Raw genomic sequence first — 15628 nt, 5'->3', positions numbered from 1 at the left:
ATACGAGTAGCTCGCATCTGACGGGGCCATTGGCCGCTGGCTGACATGACGATACGCCTTGCGTCTTGACTTTCATCATGCCGAAAAGTTATGATCGAAGGCTTCCGACGACCAACAAGTCATGATGATGACGGTGGTTGGTCACCCCTTCACTACTCGCGGATCCCCGAATCCCGTCGCGGTGCAAGGTTCTCCCGCCGGGCCCAGCCCGGCAAAACGGCCGGATTTGTCCGGCCCCATTGCCACGTCACGCTCATCCAGGCGGCGCCCCTCGACCAGGCCCGTTGCCCTGCGAATGAAGCATCCGGCGGGCACTGGTTTAGTCGCCATGTCGTCTTCAGTGCCTGTCGGCAGCCCTTGAGGCCTGCCGGGCCATTGCGCGCGTCTTGCGCGTGCCCCGGCAACCCATCGGCTGATGGCGTGGTCGCCGTCGCCCGCTTGTGGCGATGTTCGTCCACCCCCTCCACAGGGATCACAAGGAGCCCCCGCATATGGCCAAAGGAATTCTCATCGACCACGTTTTCAAGGTCTTCGGCGACGAGCCGCAGCAGGCCCTGGAACTGGTCCGGCAAGGTTTTTCAAAGAAAGAAATCCTGGCGCGCACCGGTCAATCGATCGGCGTGTTCGACGCCACCTTCGAAATCCAGGCTGGAGAAATCTTCGTCATCATGGGTCTCTCGGGTTCGGGCAAATCGACGCTGGTGCGCCTGCTGAACCGGCTGATCGAGCCCACGGCGGGCCGCATCGTGATCGACGGCGCCGACATCAATGAGCACTCTGACGCCAAGCTGCGCGCGTTGCGCCGCAAGGACATCAGCATGGTGTTCCAGTCGTTCGCGCTCATGCCGCACATGACGGTGCGCGAGAACACCGCGTTCGGCCTGGAGCTCTCGGGCGCGAGCAAGAAAGAGCGCCTGGCGCAGGCCGACAAGGCGCTCGCGCAGGTCGGCCTGTCGGGCTGGGGGGCGAGCTACCCCGACGAGCTGTCGGGCGGCATGCAGCAGCGCGTGGGGCTGGCGCGCGCGCTGGCGTCGGACCCGTCGATCCTGCTGATGGACGAGGCCTTCTCGGCGCTCGACCCGATCATCCGCACCGAGATGCAGTCGGAGCTCTTGCGCCTGCAGCAGGAACAGCGTCGCACCATCGTCTTCATTTCGCACGACCTCGACGAGGCCATGCGCATCGGCGACCGCATCGCGATCATGAAGGACGGCCAGGTGATCCAGGTCGGCACGCCCGACGAGATCCTGCGCAGTCCCGCCGACGACTACGTGCGCAGCTTCGTGCGCGGCGTGGACGCGGCGGCGGTGTTCAAGGCGGCGGACATCGCGCGCAAGTCGCTCACGGTGGTCAGCGAGCACCCCGAGCGCGGCGCGCGCGCGGCGCTCAAGCTGCTCGAAGACCAGGACCGCGACTTCGCCTACGTGACCAGCCCGACCAAGCGCTTTCTCGGCGTGGTGTCGGCCGACACGCTGCGCGGCGCGCTCGACGGGCATTCGGGCCCGCTGGGACTGCAGCGCGCTTTCCTGGCCGACCTGCCGCGCATCGACGCCGAGGCGCCCGTGGCGGGCCTGATCGGCCAACTCGCGCAGGCGCCCTGCGCGCTGCCGGTGGTGGCGAGCGACGGCCGCTTCTGCGGCGCGATCAGCAAGACGACGCTGCTCAAGTTCCTCGACCGCGAAACGCCGCCCATCGAGCCGGTCGTGCACAACGCCGCCCCCGCGCTCGCCGCCGAACCGCACTGAATCCACGAAGGACCTTGAACGATGAACGACAACACACTTCCTTCCGAGCTGAATGCACCCGCAATGGACGCGCCCTCCCCCGTCGATCCGTGGGAAGCGCTTTCGGCCGCGCCTGACACCTCGGCCACGAACGCCTGGCTCGACGCGCCGGTCAATGCCGCCCATCAACTGGCCGGCTCGCCCGACGCTGCCAGCGGCTTCCAGCTGCATCGCCTGTGGGATGGCTCCCTGCCGGTCGAGTCCTGGATCAACCAGGGCCTGGGCTGGGTGGTGGAGCACTTCCGCCCCTTCTTCCAGACGGTGCGCCTGCCCATCGACAGCACGCTGAACTGGGTGCAGAGCCTGCTGACGGGCCTGCCCACGCTGGCGATGATCGCCCTCATCGGCCTGCTGGCCTGGCAGTTCGCCGGCCGTGCGCTGGCCATCGGCACCACGGTGGCGCTGCTGCTGGTGGCCATGCTGGGCATCTGGCCTGAAGCGATGGTGACGCTGTCGCTGGTGCTGACATCGCTGGTGTTCTGCATGGTGATCGGCCTGCCGCTGGGCGTGCTGCTGGCCAGCAGCGACCGCGCGCAACGCATCATGCGGCCGGTGCTGGACGCGATGCAGACCACGCCGGCCTTCGTGTACCTGGTGCCGGTGGTGATGCTGTTCGGCATCGGCAACGTGCCGGGCGTGATCGTGACCATCATCTTCGCGCTGGCCCCGCTGGTGCGCCTGACCAACCTGGGCCTGCGCCAGGTGCGCCCTGACCTCATCGAGGCCGCGCGCGCCTACGGCGCCTCGCCGTGGCAGATGCTGGTGAAGGTGCAGCTGCCGCTGGCCATGCCCTCGATCATGGCGGGCATCAACCAGGCGCTGATGCTGTCGCTGTCGATGGTGGTGATCGCCTCGATGATCGCCGTGGGCGGCCTGGGCCAGATGGTGCTGCGCGGCATCGGCCGGCTCGACATGGGCCTGGCCACGGTGGGCGGCCTGGGCATCGTGCTGCTGGCCATCACGCTGGACCGCCTGACGCAGGCCATGGGCAAGTCGCGCCGCAGCGCCGGGCGCCGCTGGTGGCACACCGGGCCTGCGGGCTTGGCGCTGCGCCTGCTGCAGCGGCTGGTGGGCTCGCCTTCGTCGTCCCCTGCGTCTTCGCGCCAGGGCAACGAGCCCGTTCCCGCCCTGTCCGCGCAAGCGCAATGAACCGCCAAGGAGAAACCAGACGCATGAAGCAAATGAATGTCATCGCACGCGGCATCGCACGCGGCTTTTGGGCCATCGGCTTCGTCGCCGTCGGCATGGCCGCGAACGTGGCCCACGCCGCCAGCGACCTGCCCGGCAAGGGCGTGAGCGTGCTGCCGCTGAAGAGTTCGCTCGCCGAGGAAGCGTTCCAGACGCTGCTGGTGATGCGCGGGCTCGAAAAGCTCGGCTACACCGTCGAGCCCATGAAGGACCTGGAGCCCGCCACCGAGCACTTGGCCATTGCCAACGGCGACGCCACCTTCATGGCCAACCACTGGAGCCTGCTGCACGCCGACTTCTACAAGAACAGCGGCGGCGACGCCAAGCTGTGGCGCAAGGGCGTGTATTCCGACGGCGCGGTGCAGGGCTACCTGATCGACCGCAAGACAGCCGAGCAATACAACATCACGAACATCGCGCAGTTGAAGGATCCGGCCATCGCGAAGCTGTTCGACGCCGACGGCGACGGCAAGGCCGACCTGACGGGCTGCAACCCCGGCTGGGGCTGCGAGCTGGCCATCGAGAACCACCTGGGCGCCTACCAGTTGCGCGACACGGTCACGCACAAGCAGGGCAGCTATGCCGCGCTGATGGCCGACACCATCGCCCGCTTCAAGCAGGACAAGCCGGTGCTGTACTACACGTGGACGCCGTACTGGGTGAGCGCGGTGCTGCGCCCGGGAACCGACGTGGTGTGGCTGCAGGTGCCTTTTTCTTCGTCGCAGGAGGGCAAGGCCGACACGCAGCTGCCGAACGGCAGGAACTACGGCTTCCAGGCCAACCAGGAACAGATCGTCGCCAACCGCGCCTTCATCGAGAAGAACCCGGCCGCGGCCAAGCTGTTCGAGGTGATGAAGCTGCCGATCAGCGACATCAACGCTCAGAACCTGCGCATGAGCCAGGGCGCCAACACGCAGAAGGACGTGGAGCAGCATACGGACGGGTGGATCCGGGTGCATCAGCAGCTGTTCGACGGCTGGATTGCCCAGGCCCGGGCTGCGGCAAGGTAGCACTGCAGCCCATGGGCGGTGGCTGAGATAATCGGGGGGCCTTTACGCGTTTCCCCCTCCAATAAAAGCCCCCCACCATGACGACCACGATCCAGCAGGCCGACCTGATCGAATCGATCAGCGCCGCGCTGCAGTACATCAGCTACTACCACCCCGCCGACTACATCGCCCACCTGGCCCGTGCCTACGAGCGCGAACAGAGCCCCGCTGCCAAGGACGCCATTGCGCAGATCCTCACCAACAGCAAGATGAGCGCCACGGGCCACCGCCCGATCTGCCAGGACACCGGCATCGTCAACGTGTTCCTCAAGGTGGGCATGGACGTGCGCTGGGGCGGCTTCACCGGCAGCCTGGACGACGCCATCAACGAAGGCGTGCGCCGCGGCTACAACCACCCCGACAACACGCTGCGCGCCTCGGTCGTGGCCGACCCGCAGTTCGACCGCAAGAACACCAAGGACAACACGCCCGCGGTGATCTTCACCGAGATCGTGCCGGGCAACACCGTCGAAGTGACGGTCGCGGCCAAGGGCGGCGGCAGCGAGAACAAGAGCAAGCTGGTCATGCTGAACCCCGGCGACAGCGTGGTCGACTGGGTGCTCAAGACGGTGCCCACCATGGGCGCCGGCTGGTGCCCGCCCGGCATGCTGGGCATCGGCATCGGCGGCACCGCCGAAAAGGCCGCGCTGATGGCCAAGGAAAGCCTGATGGACGACCTCGACATGCACGAGCTGCAGGCCAAGAAGGCATCGGGCGCCGAGCTGAGCAAGGTCGAGGCGCTGCGCATCGAGCTGTACGAGAAGGTCAATGCGCTCGGCATCGGCGCGCAGGGCCTGGGCGGCCTGGCCACCGTGCTGGACATCAAGATCAAGATGTACCCGACGCACGCGGCCAGCAAGCCCGTGGCGATGATCCCCAACTGCGCAGCCACCCGCCATGCGCACTTCGTGATGGACGGCAGCGGCGCGGTGTACCTCGACCCGCCGTCGCTCGACCTGTGGCCCAACGTCAACTGGGCACCCGACGAAAAGAAGAGCAAGCGCGTCGACCTCGACAAGCTCACGCCCGCCGAAGTGGCGAGCTGGAAACCCGGCGACACCCTGCTGCTGAACGGCAAGATGCTCACCGGCCGCGACGCGGCGCACAAGCGCATCCAGGACATGCTGGCCAAGGGCGAGAAGCTGCCGGTGGACTTCACGAACCGCGTCATCTACTACGTCGGCCCGGTCGATCCGGTCGGCGACGAGGCCGTGGGCCCCGCCGGCCCGACCACCGCCACGCGCATGGACGGCTTCACCGAAATGATGCTGGCCCAGACCGGACTGATTGCGATGATCGGCAAGGCCGAGCGCGGACCGGTCGCCATCGAGGCCATCAAGAAGCACAAGAGCGCCTACCTCATGGCCGTGGGCGGCGCCGCCTACCTCGTGAGCAAGGCCATCAAGACCGCCAAGGTGGTGGGCTTCGCGGACCTGGGCATGGAAGCCATCTATGAGTTCGACGTGGTCGACATGCCCGTGACGGTGGCGGTCGACGCCGGCGGCACCAGCGCGCACGTCACCGGCCCGGCCGAGTGGCAGAAGCGCATCGCCAGCGGCGAGTTCAAGACCATCATGATGGAAGAAGCTTGAGCGACATAGGCGTCTTCGACAGCGGGGTCGGTGGCCTCAGCGTGCTGGCCGCGCTGCGGGCCGAGTTGCCGCACGAGAACTTCGTGTATTTCGCCGACACGGCCTATGCACCGTACGGCGAGCGCGGGGACGCCTATGTCATCGAGCGGTCGCGCGCGGTGGTCGAGCACCTGGTGCGGGAACACCGCATCAAGGCGCTCGTGGTGGCCTGCAACACGGCCACCACCGCCGCCATTCACCTGCTGCGGGCCGAACACCCGGAGCTGCCGATCGTGGGCCTGGAGCCCGGTCTCAAGCCCGCCGTGGCGGCGAGCCGCACCGGACACGTCTCGGTGCTGGCCACGCGCGGCACCCTGGCCAGCGCCAAATACGCCGCCTTGCGCGCATCGTTCGCCGGCTCGGCCGAGGTGCGGCCGGTGCCCTGCGACGGCCTCGTGAAAGCCATCGAAGGCTTCGACGCGGCCGGCATCGCGACGCTGTGCGAGCGCTACATGACCGAGGCCGGGCCCTTCGGCAACGGCCCCACCGACGTCGACACCGTGGTGCTCGGCTGCACCCACTACCCGCTCGTGAAGGACGCGCTGGCCCGGCATGCGCCGGCCACGCTGCGCTTCATCGACACCGGCGTGCCCGTGGCGCAGCAGACGCGGCGCCTGCTGGCGTCCGCCGGCCAACTCGCGGGCAACGGCAACGGCAACGGCACGCTGCGACTGGAAAGCAGCGGCCAGGTCGCCGTGCTCGAAGCCGCGGCTGCACGATGGCTCGGGCTTCCCGCGGCCACCGCGGCCTGACCTGATCGGCCTCATGCGCTTTCTCCGCCACAGCGCCCTCCTCCTGTGCCTCTCGGCCGCCGGCCTGAGCCACGCGGCCTGCGAGAGCGGCCTGGCCGAGCGCATGCACGCCAAGCTGCATCCGAACCGCCCGCTCGACGAGCGGCTCGCCGCCTGCAAGATCTGGCCGGCCTTTCCCGGGCGCAGCATCGTCGTGCTGCCGATGCCGCGCGAAACCACCGACCGCGGCGCCAAGGTGTTCGACCTCGAGATCGTGCTGATCCAGCGGCCCGACAACGGCAACACCGAGCGTGACACCGTCATAGGCCGGCTCATGCAGCCCGAGGCGCTCGACGAAGACGCGACCACCTCGATCCAGGACATTCGCATCGACACCTCGCGCTACGTGCTGTCGAGCGAGGCCCGCGCCTTCGGCGTGCGCGTGCGCTACCGCGGCACCAGCGCACCGGGCAGCCCGCTGGCGAGCGAAACCGTGCGGCTCTACGTGCACCACGGCAAGCAGTTCCGCCAGGTGCTGCAGGAGGTCGAGCTCGACCACGACAACGGCGGCTGGGACGCCACCTGCACCGGGCACTTCGAGAAGCTGCGCACCATGCTGTCGGTCGGCAAGGCGGTCAGCAACGGCTTTGCCGACCTGCAGCTGTCGCGCACGCTGGTGCAAAGCCGTGCGCAGCAGGAAGAAGACCAAGGCTGCGTGGAGAAGACGCTGCCGGCGAAGTTCAGTGCCGTGACGCTGCGCTACGACGGCGAGCGCTACAAGGTGCCGAAGTCGTTGCTGCAGCAATCGCCCTGAGAGCGCCTAGAAGGGCCTAAGAGGGCCTGGAAGGCCCGCGCGGGCCGGTCAGTGCAGGTGACGCGGGCGACGACCGCCGCCATGGCCACCACCACTGCCGCCGCTGCCGGGGCCACCTGTGCCGCGGGGGCGCTTGCCGATCTCGAGCGAGTTCACGAGTGCGTCGAAACGGTCGCTGAAGAGGCGGTCGATCTCGGACACCACACCACCCAGCTCGGCGCCGTCGAAGTGGCGCTCCATGAGGTTGATGACGTCTTCCACCAACAGGTCGCGCTGCACCTGCATGATCGCGGCCGGGTTGGGGCCGACGAACAGCATCAGGAAGTCGTCGCGCGACTCTTCGTCGGGGTCGCCCTCTTCCTCGTCGAAGTCGGTGTCGTAGAAGGTGACCTCGATGGCCGCGCCACGGTCGGAAAGCTCGTTCAGTGCCATGCACATCTCGTCGAGCGCCTGACGAAAATCTTCGTCGCCCGGCACGGTCCAGCAGATCTGCAGCGTGTGGTCCTTTTGCTCGAAGCGGATGCCCGGCTCTTCTTCGTAGGTGCTCGTGGCACCGTCGGCCAGCGACTTCGCGCCGGCGTACGCCCACAGGGGCTTGAGCGCCTCCTGGATCTGGTCGAAGCTCACGTCCGAACGCAGCGGCACATCGCCGTGCACGTGGATTTCAAATGGAGCGTTGTAGCGAGGCATCGAGTGCTCCCATGTAAGTTTGGTACCCGGAACGGGGGTCGAACCCGTATGCCCCGATCAAGGAAGCGGCGGATTTTAAGTCCGATGTGTATACCAATTTCACCATCCGGGCGTCAGGTTGAACATCGACGATAACCCAAACAAAACAAGCCCCGGCAACGTCGGTTGGCGGGGCTTGAAGGACAGGTCGAATCTTGTTGAACGAGAAGGTGGAGGCGCGACCCGGAGTCGAACCGGGCTAGACGGATTTGCAATCCGTTGCATAACCGCTTTGCTATCGCGCCACGCAGAAATACGAAATCGAACCTGCGAAAAAAAGGGAAGCTGACGCTTCCCTTTTTCAAAACTGGAGCGGGAAAAGAGTCTCGAACTCTCGACCTCAACCTTGGCAAGGTTGCGCTCTACCAACTGAGCTATTCCCGCGTTTCGAGCCTCGAATTATATACCAATATTTCGAGGCTCCCAAACTTTCGCCACCGATCAGTGCTTGACCGAGCCCTCTGAAGCCGGCGCACCCGCGCGCTGCTTGGCCAACTCGGCCACCGCCGCGGCCGATGCGGCCACCTCTTCGTCGGACAACGGCACAGGCATCTTCTCGAGCGCAATCTCGAGCACCTTGTCGATCCACTTCACAGGCACGATCTCGAGGCCGTTCTTCACGTTCTCGGGAATGTCCTGCAGGTCCTTGGCGTTCTCTTCCGGAATCAGCACGGTCTTGATGCCGCCGCGCAGTGCGGCCAGCAGCTTTTCCTTCAGGCCGCCGATGGCCGTCACCTCGCCGCGCAGCGTGATTTCGCCGGTCATTGCGACGTCGCTGCGCACGGGAATGCCCGTGAGCGCCGACACGAAGGCCGTCGTCATCGCCGCGCCTGCGCTGGGGCCGTCCTTGGGCGTCGCGCCGTCGGGCACGTGGATGTGGATGTCGCGCTTCTCGAACACCTCGTCCTTGATGCCCAGGCGGCGCGAGCGGCTGCGCACCACGGTGCGTGCGGCCTCGACAGATTCCTTCATCACGTCGCCGAGCGAACCGGTGCGGCTGATCACGCCCTTGCCGGGCATGGTGACCGCCTCGATCGTCAGCAGGTCGCCGCCGACTTCGGTCCATGCGAGGCCGACCACCTGGCCGACCTGGTTCTGCTTCTCGGCGAGGCCAAAGCTGTACTTGCGCACGCCGAGGAACTCGTTGAGGTTGGCACCGTCGACCGTGACCTTGGGCGTCAGTTGCTTGAGCAGCAGGCCCTTCACCACCTTGCGGCAGATCTTGGACAGCTCGCGCTCGAGCGAACGCACACCCGCTTCACGGGTGTAGTAGCGCACGATGTCGCGCACGGCCTCTTCGGTGACGAAGAGCTCTTCTTCCTTGACGCCGTTGTTCTTCAGCTGCTTGGGCAGCAGGTACTTTATCGCGATGTTGGTCTTCTCGTCCTCGGTGTAGCCCGAAAGGCGAATGACTTCCATGCGGTCCAGCAACGCCGGCGGAATGTTCATCGAGTTCGACGTGGCGACGAACATCACGTCGCTCAAGTCGAAGTCGACTTCCACGTAGTGGTCGCCGAAGGTGTGGTTCTGCTCCGGATCGAGCACTTCGAGCAGCGCGCTCGAGGGGTCGCCACGGAAGTCCGTGCCCAGCTTGTCGATTTCGTCGAGCAGGAACAGCGGATTGCGCGTGCCGATCTTGCTCAGGCCCTGCAGCACCTTGCCCGGCAGTGCGCCGATGTAGGTGCGGCGATGGCCGCGGATCTCGGCCTCGTCACGCATGCCGCCCAGCGCCATGCGCGTGTACTTGCGGCCGGTCGCCTTGGCGATCGACTGTCCCAGCGAGGTCTTGCCGACGCCCGGCGGGCCCACGAGGCACAGGATGGGCGCCTTGACCTTGTCCACGCGTTGCTGCACCGCGAGATATTCCAGGATGCGGTCCTTGACCTTCTCGAGGCCGTAGTGGTCCGCGTTGAGCACGGCTTCGGCATTGGCCAGGTCGTGCTTGATCTTGGTCTTCTTGCTCCACGGCAGGCCGATCAGCACGTCGATGTAGTTGCGCACCACAGTGGCTTCGGCCGACATGGGCGACATGAGCTTGAGCTTCTTGAGCTCGCCCTCGGCCTTCTTCAGGCCTTCCTTGGACATCTTGGCGAGCTTGATCTTCTTTTCGATCTCCTCGATGTCCGCGCCTTCTTCGCCTTCGCCGAGTTCCTTCTGGATGGCCTTGACCTGCTCGTTCAGGTAGAAGTCGCGCTGGTTCTTTTCCATCTGGCGCTTCACGCGCCCGCGGATCTTCTTGTCGACGTTCAGGATGTCGACTTCGCGCTCGAGCTGGCCGAACAGGTTTTCCAGCCGTGCCTTGACGTCGTCGAGGTCCAGCACGGCCTGTTTGTTGTCCAGCTTGAGCGGCAGGTGCGCGGCAATGGTGTCCGCCAGGCGGCCCGGATCGTCGATGCTCGAGATCGAGGTGAGGATCTCGGGCGGGATCTTCTTGTTCAGCTTGACGTACTGGTCGAACTGCTGCATCACGGCTCGGCGCAGCGCCTCGACCTCGGTGCCTTTTTCGCCGCCTTCGGCAAGCGCCAGGGGCGTCACGTTGGCCGAGAAATGCGTCTCGCCGTCGTCGATGCGATTGACACGCGCGCGCTGCTGGCCTTCGACCAGCACCTTCACCGTGCCGTCGGGCAGCTTGAGCATCTGCAAGATGGTCGAGACGCAGCCGACCTCGAACATGTCCTCGACCGAGGGCTCGTCCTTGGCGGCGGCCTTCTGGGCCACCAGCATGATGCGGCGCTCCGCTTCCATGGCCAGTTCGAGCGCCTTGATGCTCTTGGGGCGTCCCACGAAGAGCGGGATCACCATGTGGGGAAACACCACGACGTCGCGCAGCGGGAGCAGCGGCAGGTCGAGTGCTTCGGGGGGCAAGGGGGTGTGGCCAGACATGCAGATCCTTCGCGTCTTTGGCTTTAGGCCTTTTTCGCCGCTTCGCGGTACACGAGCAGCGGGGGCTTGTTTTCGTCGATGGTCGATTCCTCGACCACCACCTTGTCGACATTGGTCGCGTTGGGCAATTCGAACATGGTGTCGATCAGCGACTGTTCAAGGATCGAGCGCAGTCCGCGCGCACCGGTCTTGCGGGCCAGTGCCTTGCGCGCGATCGCCTTGAGCGCCGCCGGGCGGATCTCGAGGTCCACGCCTTCCATCTGCAGCAGCTTGGTGAACTGCTTGACCACCGCGTTCTTGGGCTCGGTCAGGATCTGCACCAGCGCGTCCTCGCTGAGCTCCGCCAGCGACGCGACCACAGGCATGCGACCGACCAGTTCGGGGATCAGGCCGAACTTGATCAGGTCTTCGGGCTCGACCTCGCGGAACACCTCGGTGATGCTGCGCTGGGCCTTGCTCTTGACCTTGGCGCCGAAGCCGATGCCTGACGCCTCGGTGCGGTTTTCGATGACCTTCTCGAGGCCCGCGAACGCACCGCCGCAGATGAACAGGATGTTGGTCGTGTCGATCTGCAAGAAATCCTGGTTCGGGTGCTTGCGCCCGCCCTGGGGCGGCACGCTGGCCATGGTGCCTTCGATGAGCTTCAGCAGGGCCTGCTGCACGCCCTCGCCCGACACGTCGCGCGTGATCGAGGGGTTGTCGGACTTGCGCGAGATCTTGTCGATTTCGTCGATGTAGACGATGCCGCGCTGGGCGCGCTCCACCTCGTAGTTGCAGCTCTGCAGCAGCTTCTGGATGATGTTCTCGACGTCCTCGCCCACGTAGCCGGCTTCCGTCAGGGTGGTGGCGTCGGCCATCACGAACGGCACGTCGAGCATGCGCGCCAGCGTTTGCGCCAGCAGCGTCTTGCCCGAGCCCGTGGGGCCGATCAGCAGAATGTTGCTCTTGCTGAGCTCGACGTCCTCGCCCTTGGCCTTTTCCTTGTGGCGCAGGCGCTTGTAGTGGTTGTAGACCGCCACCGACAGCATGCGCTTGGCCGGCTCCTGGCCGATCACGTAGTTGTCGAGGTTGGTCTTGATCTCCAGCGGCGTGGGCAGGTCGCTGCGCGCCTCGCGCGCCTCTTCGCCCGCGGGGAGTTCGTCGCGGATGATCTCGTTGCAGAGGTCGATGCACTCGTCGCAGATGAAGACCGAAGGGCCCGCGATCAGCTTCTTGACCTCATGCTGGCTCTTGCCGCAGAACGAGCAATAAAGCGTTTTTTCGCTGGAAGAGCCTTTTTTTTCGGCCATGGACAGATGCCTCGTTACAGGGAATGGACAATGATAACTAAACAAAAACGGCGTTTCCCGTGTGGAAAACGCCGTTTTTTGCCATTTGGCGCCATTGGCGCCGCGCAGCCTTAACCGCGCTTGGCGACGACCTGGTCCACCAGACCGTATTCCTTGGCCTCGTCGGCCGTCAGGAAGTAATCGCGTTCGGTGTCCGACTTGACCTTTTCCAGCGGCTGGCCCGTGCGTTCGGCCAGGATGCGGTTCATCTGGTCCTTGGTGCGCAGGATGTCGCGCGCATGGATTTCGATGTCCGTGGCCTGGCCGCGTGCGCCGCCGAGCACCTGGTGGATCATGATCTTCGAGTTGGGCAAGGAGAAACGCTTGCCCTTCTCACCGGCCGCCAGCAGGAAGGCGCCCATGCTGGCCGCGAAGCCGAGGCACATGGTCGACACATCAGGCTTGATGAACTGCATGGTGTCGTAGATCGCCATGCCGGCGCTCACGCTGCCGCCCGGGGAGTTGATGTAGAACGAGATGTCCTTTTCCGGGTTCTCGCTCTCGAGGAACAGCAACTGCGCCACCACGAGGTTGGCCGTCTGGTCGTTGACCTCGCCCACCAGGAAAATGATGCGCTCCTTGAGGAGGCGCGAGTAGATGTCGTAAGACCGCTCGCCGCGGCCCGATTGCTCGATGACCATCGGAACCATGCCGAGGCCTTGAATTTCGTTTGCGATCATGAATTTTCTTTCCGAAAGATGAAGTCGTTCGCTGCTGTGTGAACTGTACGCCTGAGTGAAATGGGGCTCGTGCCGCAAAGCACAAGCCCCATTGGCGATGCGGGCAGCGACGGAAATCAGCCTTGCTGTTGCGCCATCAGTTCGTCGAACGACACCGACTTGTCGGTGACCTTGGCCTTGGCCAGGACGAAATCGGTCACGTTGTTCTCGATGACCACGGCTTCGACTTCGGCCAGGCGGTTGTTGTCGCTGAAGTACCAGCGCACCACGTCGGCCGGCTTTTCGTAGCTGGCGGCCAGCTCGTCGATGTGGGCCTTGATCTGCTCGGGCTTGGCCTGCAGGTTGTTGGCGCGCACCAGCTCGGCCACCACCAGGCCCAGGCGCACGCGGCGCTCGGCTTGGGGACGGAACACTTCGTCGGGGATCGGGGCCTTGTCGGCGTCCTTGATGCCGCGCTGCTTGAGCTCGGCGCGGGCGCCTTCGATCATGCGGCTGACTTCCGACTGCACGCTGGCGTTCGGCAGGTCGAGCTCGGCGCTGGCGACCAGGGCGTCCATCACGGCGTTCTTGTTGCGCGCCAGCAGGCGGAACTTGACTTCGCGCTCAAGGTTGCGCTTGATGTCGGCGCGAAGGCCTTCAACCGTGGCTTCGGCGATGCCGAGCGACTTGGCGAGCTGTTCGTTGACTTCGGGCAGGTGCGAGGCTTCGATCTTCTTCAGCGTGACCATGAAGTCGGCTTGCTTGCCGGCGACGTCCTTGCCGTGGTAGTCGGCCGGGAACGACAGCGGGAAGGTGCGGCTGTCGCCGGACTTCATGCCACGCACGGCGTCTTCGAATTCCTTGAGCATCTGGCCTTCGCCGACCACGAACTGGAAGTCTTCGGCCTTGCCGCCCTGGAAGGGCTCGCCTTCGATCTTGCCTTCGAAGTCGACCGTCACGCGGTCGTCGTCCTGTGCGACGGCGTCTTGCGCGCGCTGGGCGAAGGTGCGGCGTTGCTTGCGCAGGATGTCCAGCGTCTTGTCGATGGCGTCGTCGCCCACGTCGGCCGAGAGCTTCTCGACTTCAGCGGTGGACAGGTCGTTGATCTTGACTTCGGGGAACACTTCGAACACCGCGTCGAAGGCCAGTTCGCCTTCGGGCGACTCTTCCTTTTCGGTGATGCGGGGCTGGCCGGCCACGCGCAGCTTGGCTTCGTTGGCGGCTTGCGAGAAGGCTTCACCGACCTTGTCGTTCATGACCTCGTAGTGCACCGAGTAGCCGTAGCGCTGGGCCACGACGTTCATCGGCACCTTGCCGGGACGAAAGCCGTCCATCTTGACGGTGCGCGCGAGCTTCTTGAGGCGCGAATCGACTTCGTTCTGGATGGTGCCGACCGGCAGGGTCAGCGTGATCTTGCGTTCGAGCTTCTCGAGAGTTTCAACGGTCACGGTCATGATGTCTTCCTGGTAAGGGGGCTGGTGCGCGGGGCCTGCATCTTATTTATCGATACAGATCAAGGACTTACACGCGCTGGCGGGATTTATGCGGAGGCACACACGTGCCGCCTGCAAAACTGGGCAACCCGCGATTCTAATCTGGCGGAAAAGCGGGCTTTCACGAGGGTTTGTCGTGGCGCGGACGACGGTCAGGTTTGTCCAATATTCGCGCTTTAAAGTGAGCTCCGATTCGTTCCTCCCCACAGGAACGCACAGGAGATTTCATGTTTCAGCGAATGCTCGCCGCCTTCGGCCTCACCCTTGTCCTGGCCTTCGGCATGCCCTCGTTGGCGCAGGCCAAGGCCGATGCACCCGCACCGAACGAGCCCACCATCCAGCAGATCTATGACGCGGCAAACGGCGGCCGGATGTCCGACGCCGACGCCATGATCGCGAAGGTGCTGAAGGACCACCCCAGCAGCGCCAAGGCGCATTTCGTCCAGGCAGAGCTCCTCGCGGCGCAAGGCAAGCTCGACGGCGCGAGAACCGCGCTGGGCCAAGCCAAGGCGCTGTCGCCCGACCTGTCCTTCGCCAAGCCCGAGGCCGTCGAAAGACTCACGGCCAAGCTCGACAAGCCCGCGGCAACACCGCCGCGAACCGAGCCCGCACGCACGAGCACGCCCACCCCGGAGCCGCAGCAAACCGAAACCAGGACCGGCTCGACGCCGTGGCTGCCGATCGCCCTGGTGGCGTTGCTGGCCGTCGGCTACCTCGCGTTCCGCCGCCGGGTGGCACCGCCCGTCGCCCAAGCCCCCTCCTACGGACCGGCGCCTGGCGCGGCCAATGCGCCCAATGGCTACGCGAGCTACGGCCCCGGCGGCACCTGGCCGCCTGCAGCGCCGCCCGCAGCCGCGCCGGGCATGGGCCTGGGCGGCGCACTCGCCACGGGCGCCGCCGTCGGCATCGGCGCAGTCGTCGCACAGGAAGCCGTGCGCCACTGGATGCACGACAGGTCGGACACCACGGACCGTAACGACACGTCCCGCCTCGCCAACAGCGGCAATGACAGCGGCAACACCGAGATGGGCCGCAGCCTCTGGCCTTCTTCTTCGCCGCAGGAGCCCGAGCGCATCGCCGACAACGACTTCGGCATCACCGACACCAGCTCGTGGGACGACGCGAGCAGCGGCGGTTCGGACAGCAGCAGCGACTGGTGAAAAAGAAAAAGCCCCCGTCTCTTTCGAAACGGGGGGCTTCGTCACTGCGCCATAGAACGGGCTATTCGGCAGGGCTGGTGCGCGGGGCCGGACTCGAACCGGCACGTTCTTGCGAACGTCAGGACCTAAACCTGGTGCGTCTACCAATTTCGCCACCCGCGCGATGCCAATCTTTCAGG

At 65.4% G+C, this 15628-nt stretch carries 12 protein-coding genes and 4 tRNA genes; 7 read left to right on the top strand and 9 right to left on the bottom strand.

What is annotated here, in order from left to right; translation table 11 throughout:
• Window positions 1–491: 491 nt before the first annotated feature.
• From proV to ACSFBM_RS06335, 6 genes are all read left to right on the top strand, one after another.
• Window positions 492–1745, top strand: coding sequence for a glycine betaine/L-proline ABC transporter ATP-binding protein ProV (gene proV / locus ACSFBM_RS06360; RefSeq protein ID WP_435483607.1), 1254 nt, complete (start codon window positions 492–494; stop codon window positions 1743–1745).
• 21 nt (window positions 1746–1766) lie between these two features.
• A complete protein-coding gene (proW, locus tag ACSFBM_RS06355) occupies window positions 1767–2933 on the top strand; it encodes a glycine betaine/L-proline ABC transporter permease ProW (protein ID WP_435483606.1) in 1167 nt (388 codons plus the stop codon).
• A 23-nt stretch (window positions 2934–2956) separates the two neighbouring features.
• Window positions 2957–3982, top strand: coding sequence for a glycine betaine/L-proline ABC transporter substrate-binding protein ProX (gene proX / locus ACSFBM_RS06350; RefSeq protein WP_435483605.1), 1026 nt, complete (start codon window positions 2957–2959; stop codon window positions 3980–3982).
• Window positions 3983–4059: 77 nt separating this feature from the next.
• On the top strand, window positions 4060–5613 hold the full coding sequence (locus ACSFBM_RS06345; protein WP_435483604.1) for a fumarate hydratase: 1554 nt from the start codon (window positions 4060–4062) through the stop codon (window positions 5611–5613).
• Complete coding sequence (murI, locus tag ACSFBM_RS06340; protein ID WP_435483603.1) at window positions 5610–6404, top strand: glutamate racemase; 795 nt, start codon at window positions 5610–5612, stop codon at window positions 6402–6404. Before ACSFBM_RS06345 ends, murI begins: the two co-directional genes overlap by 4 nt.
• 13 nt (window positions 6405–6417) lie before the next feature.
• Window positions 6418–7197, top strand: coding sequence for a PA3715 family protein (locus ACSFBM_RS06335; protein WP_435483602.1), 780 nt, complete (start codon window positions 6418–6420; stop codon window positions 7195–7197).
• A gap of 48 nt (window positions 7198–7245) precedes the next feature.
• Here the strand turns inward: ACSFBM_RS06335 and ACSFBM_RS06330 are convergent, their stop codons facing one another.
• The 8 genes from ACSFBM_RS06330 to tig all read right to left on the bottom strand — a co-directional run bounded on the left by ACSFBM_RS06330 (window position 7246) and on the right by tig (window position 14250).
• Window positions 7246–7887, bottom strand: coding sequence for a DUF6806 family protein (locus ACSFBM_RS06330; protein WP_435483601.1), 642 nt, complete (start codon window positions 7885–7887; stop codon window positions 7246–7248).
• A 20-nt stretch (window positions 7888–7907) separates the two neighbouring features.
• Window positions 7908–7999, bottom strand: a tRNA-Leu gene (locus ACSFBM_RS06325).
• 98 nt (window positions 8000–8097) lie between these two features.
• Window positions 8098–8171 (bottom strand) — tRNA-Cys (locus tag ACSFBM_RS06320).
• A gap of 63 nt (window positions 8172–8234) precedes the next feature.
• Window positions 8235–8310, bottom strand: a tRNA-Gly gene (locus ACSFBM_RS06315).
• 57 nt (window positions 8311–8367) lie between these two features.
• Window positions 8368–10809 (bottom strand): endopeptidase La, encoded by a 2442-nt coding sequence (lon, locus tag ACSFBM_RS06310; RefSeq protein WP_435435884.1) that lies wholly within the window; start codon window positions 10807–10809, stop codon window positions 8368–8370.
• A gap of 23 nt (window positions 10810–10832) precedes the next feature.
• Window positions 10833–12098, bottom strand: coding sequence for an ATP-dependent Clp protease ATP-binding subunit ClpX (gene clpX, locus ACSFBM_RS06305; RefSeq protein WP_435435883.1), 1266 nt, complete (start codon window positions 12096–12098; stop codon window positions 10833–10835).
• A 110-nt stretch (window positions 12099–12208) separates the two neighbouring features.
• Window positions 12209–12817 carry an ATP-dependent Clp endopeptidase proteolytic subunit ClpP gene (clpP, locus tag ACSFBM_RS06300; protein ID WP_435435882.1) on the bottom strand — a complete coding sequence of 203 codons (609 nt, stop codon included), beginning with the start codon at window positions 12815–12817 and terminating at the stop codon, window positions 12209–12211.
• A 116-nt stretch (window positions 12818–12933) separates the two neighbouring features.
• Complete coding sequence (gene tig, locus ACSFBM_RS06295; protein ID WP_435435881.1) at window positions 12934–14250, bottom strand: trigger factor; 1317 nt, start codon at window positions 14248–14250, stop codon at window positions 12934–12936.
• 266 nt (window positions 14251–14516) lie between these two features.
• On the opposite strand from tig, the gene ACSFBM_RS06290 reads away from it, so the two are divergent.
• Window positions 14517–15449 carry a hypothetical protein gene (locus ACSFBM_RS06290; protein WP_435483600.1) on the top strand — a complete coding sequence of 311 codons (933 nt, stop codon included), beginning with the start codon at window positions 14517–14519 and terminating at the stop codon, window positions 15447–15449.
• Between the two features lie 75 nt (window positions 15450–15524).
• Here the strand turns inward: ACSFBM_RS06290 and ACSFBM_RS06285 are convergent.
• A tRNA-Leu gene (locus tag ACSFBM_RS06285) sits at window positions 15525–15611 on the bottom strand.
• Window positions 15612–15628 lie beyond the last annotated feature (17 nt).

The organism is Variovorax pasteuri, assembly GCF_051216435.1.
GTDB lineage: Bacteria > Pseudomonadota > Gammaproteobacteria > Burkholderiales > Burkholderiaceae_C > Variovorax.
This window is presented reverse-complemented; position numbering and strand designations above follow the sequence as displayed.

Bases quoted from the DNA above. Each gene is read 5' to 3' on its own strand.
- proV (WP_435483607.1), top strand. From the start codon at position 492: ATGGCCAAAGGAATTCTCATCGACCACGTTTTCAAGGTCTTCGGCGAC.
- clpX (WP_435435883.1), bottom strand. From the start codon at position 12,098: ATGGCCGAAAAAAAAGGCTCTTCCAGCGAAAAAACGCTTTATTGCTCG.
- ACSFBM_RS06290 (WP_435483600.1), top strand. From the start codon at position 14,517: ATGTTTCAGCGAATGCTCGCCGCCTTCGGCCTCACCCTTGTCCTGGCC.
- tig (WP_435435881.1), bottom strand. From the start codon at position 14,250: ATGACCGTGACCGTTGAAACTCTCGAGAAGCTCGAACGCAAGATCACG.
- ACSFBM_RS06335 (WP_435483602.1), top strand. From the start codon at position 6,418: ATGCGCTTTCTCCGCCACAGCGCCCTCCTCCTGTGCCTCTCGGCCGCC.
- ACSFBM_RS06330 (WP_435483601.1), bottom strand. From the start codon at position 7,887: ATGCCTCGCTACAACGCTCCATTTGAAATCCACGTGCACGGCGATGTG.
- proW (WP_435483606.1), top strand. From the start codon at position 1,767: ATGAACGACAACACACTTCCTTCCGAGCTGAATGCACCCGCAATGGAC.
- clpP (WP_435435882.1), bottom strand. From the start codon at position 12,817: ATGATCGCAAACGAAATTCAAGGCCTCGGCATGGTTCCGATGGTCATC.
- ACSFBM_RS06345 (WP_435483604.1), top strand. From the start codon at position 4,060: ATGACGACCACGATCCAGCAGGCCGACCTGATCGAATCGATCAGCGCC.
- proX (WP_435483605.1), top strand. From the start codon at position 2,957: ATGAAGCAAATGAATGTCATCGCACGCGGCATCGCACGCGGCTTTTGG.
- lon (WP_435435884.1), bottom strand. From the start codon at position 10,809: ATGTCTGGCCACACCCCCTTGCCCCCCGAAGCACTCGACCTGCCGCTG.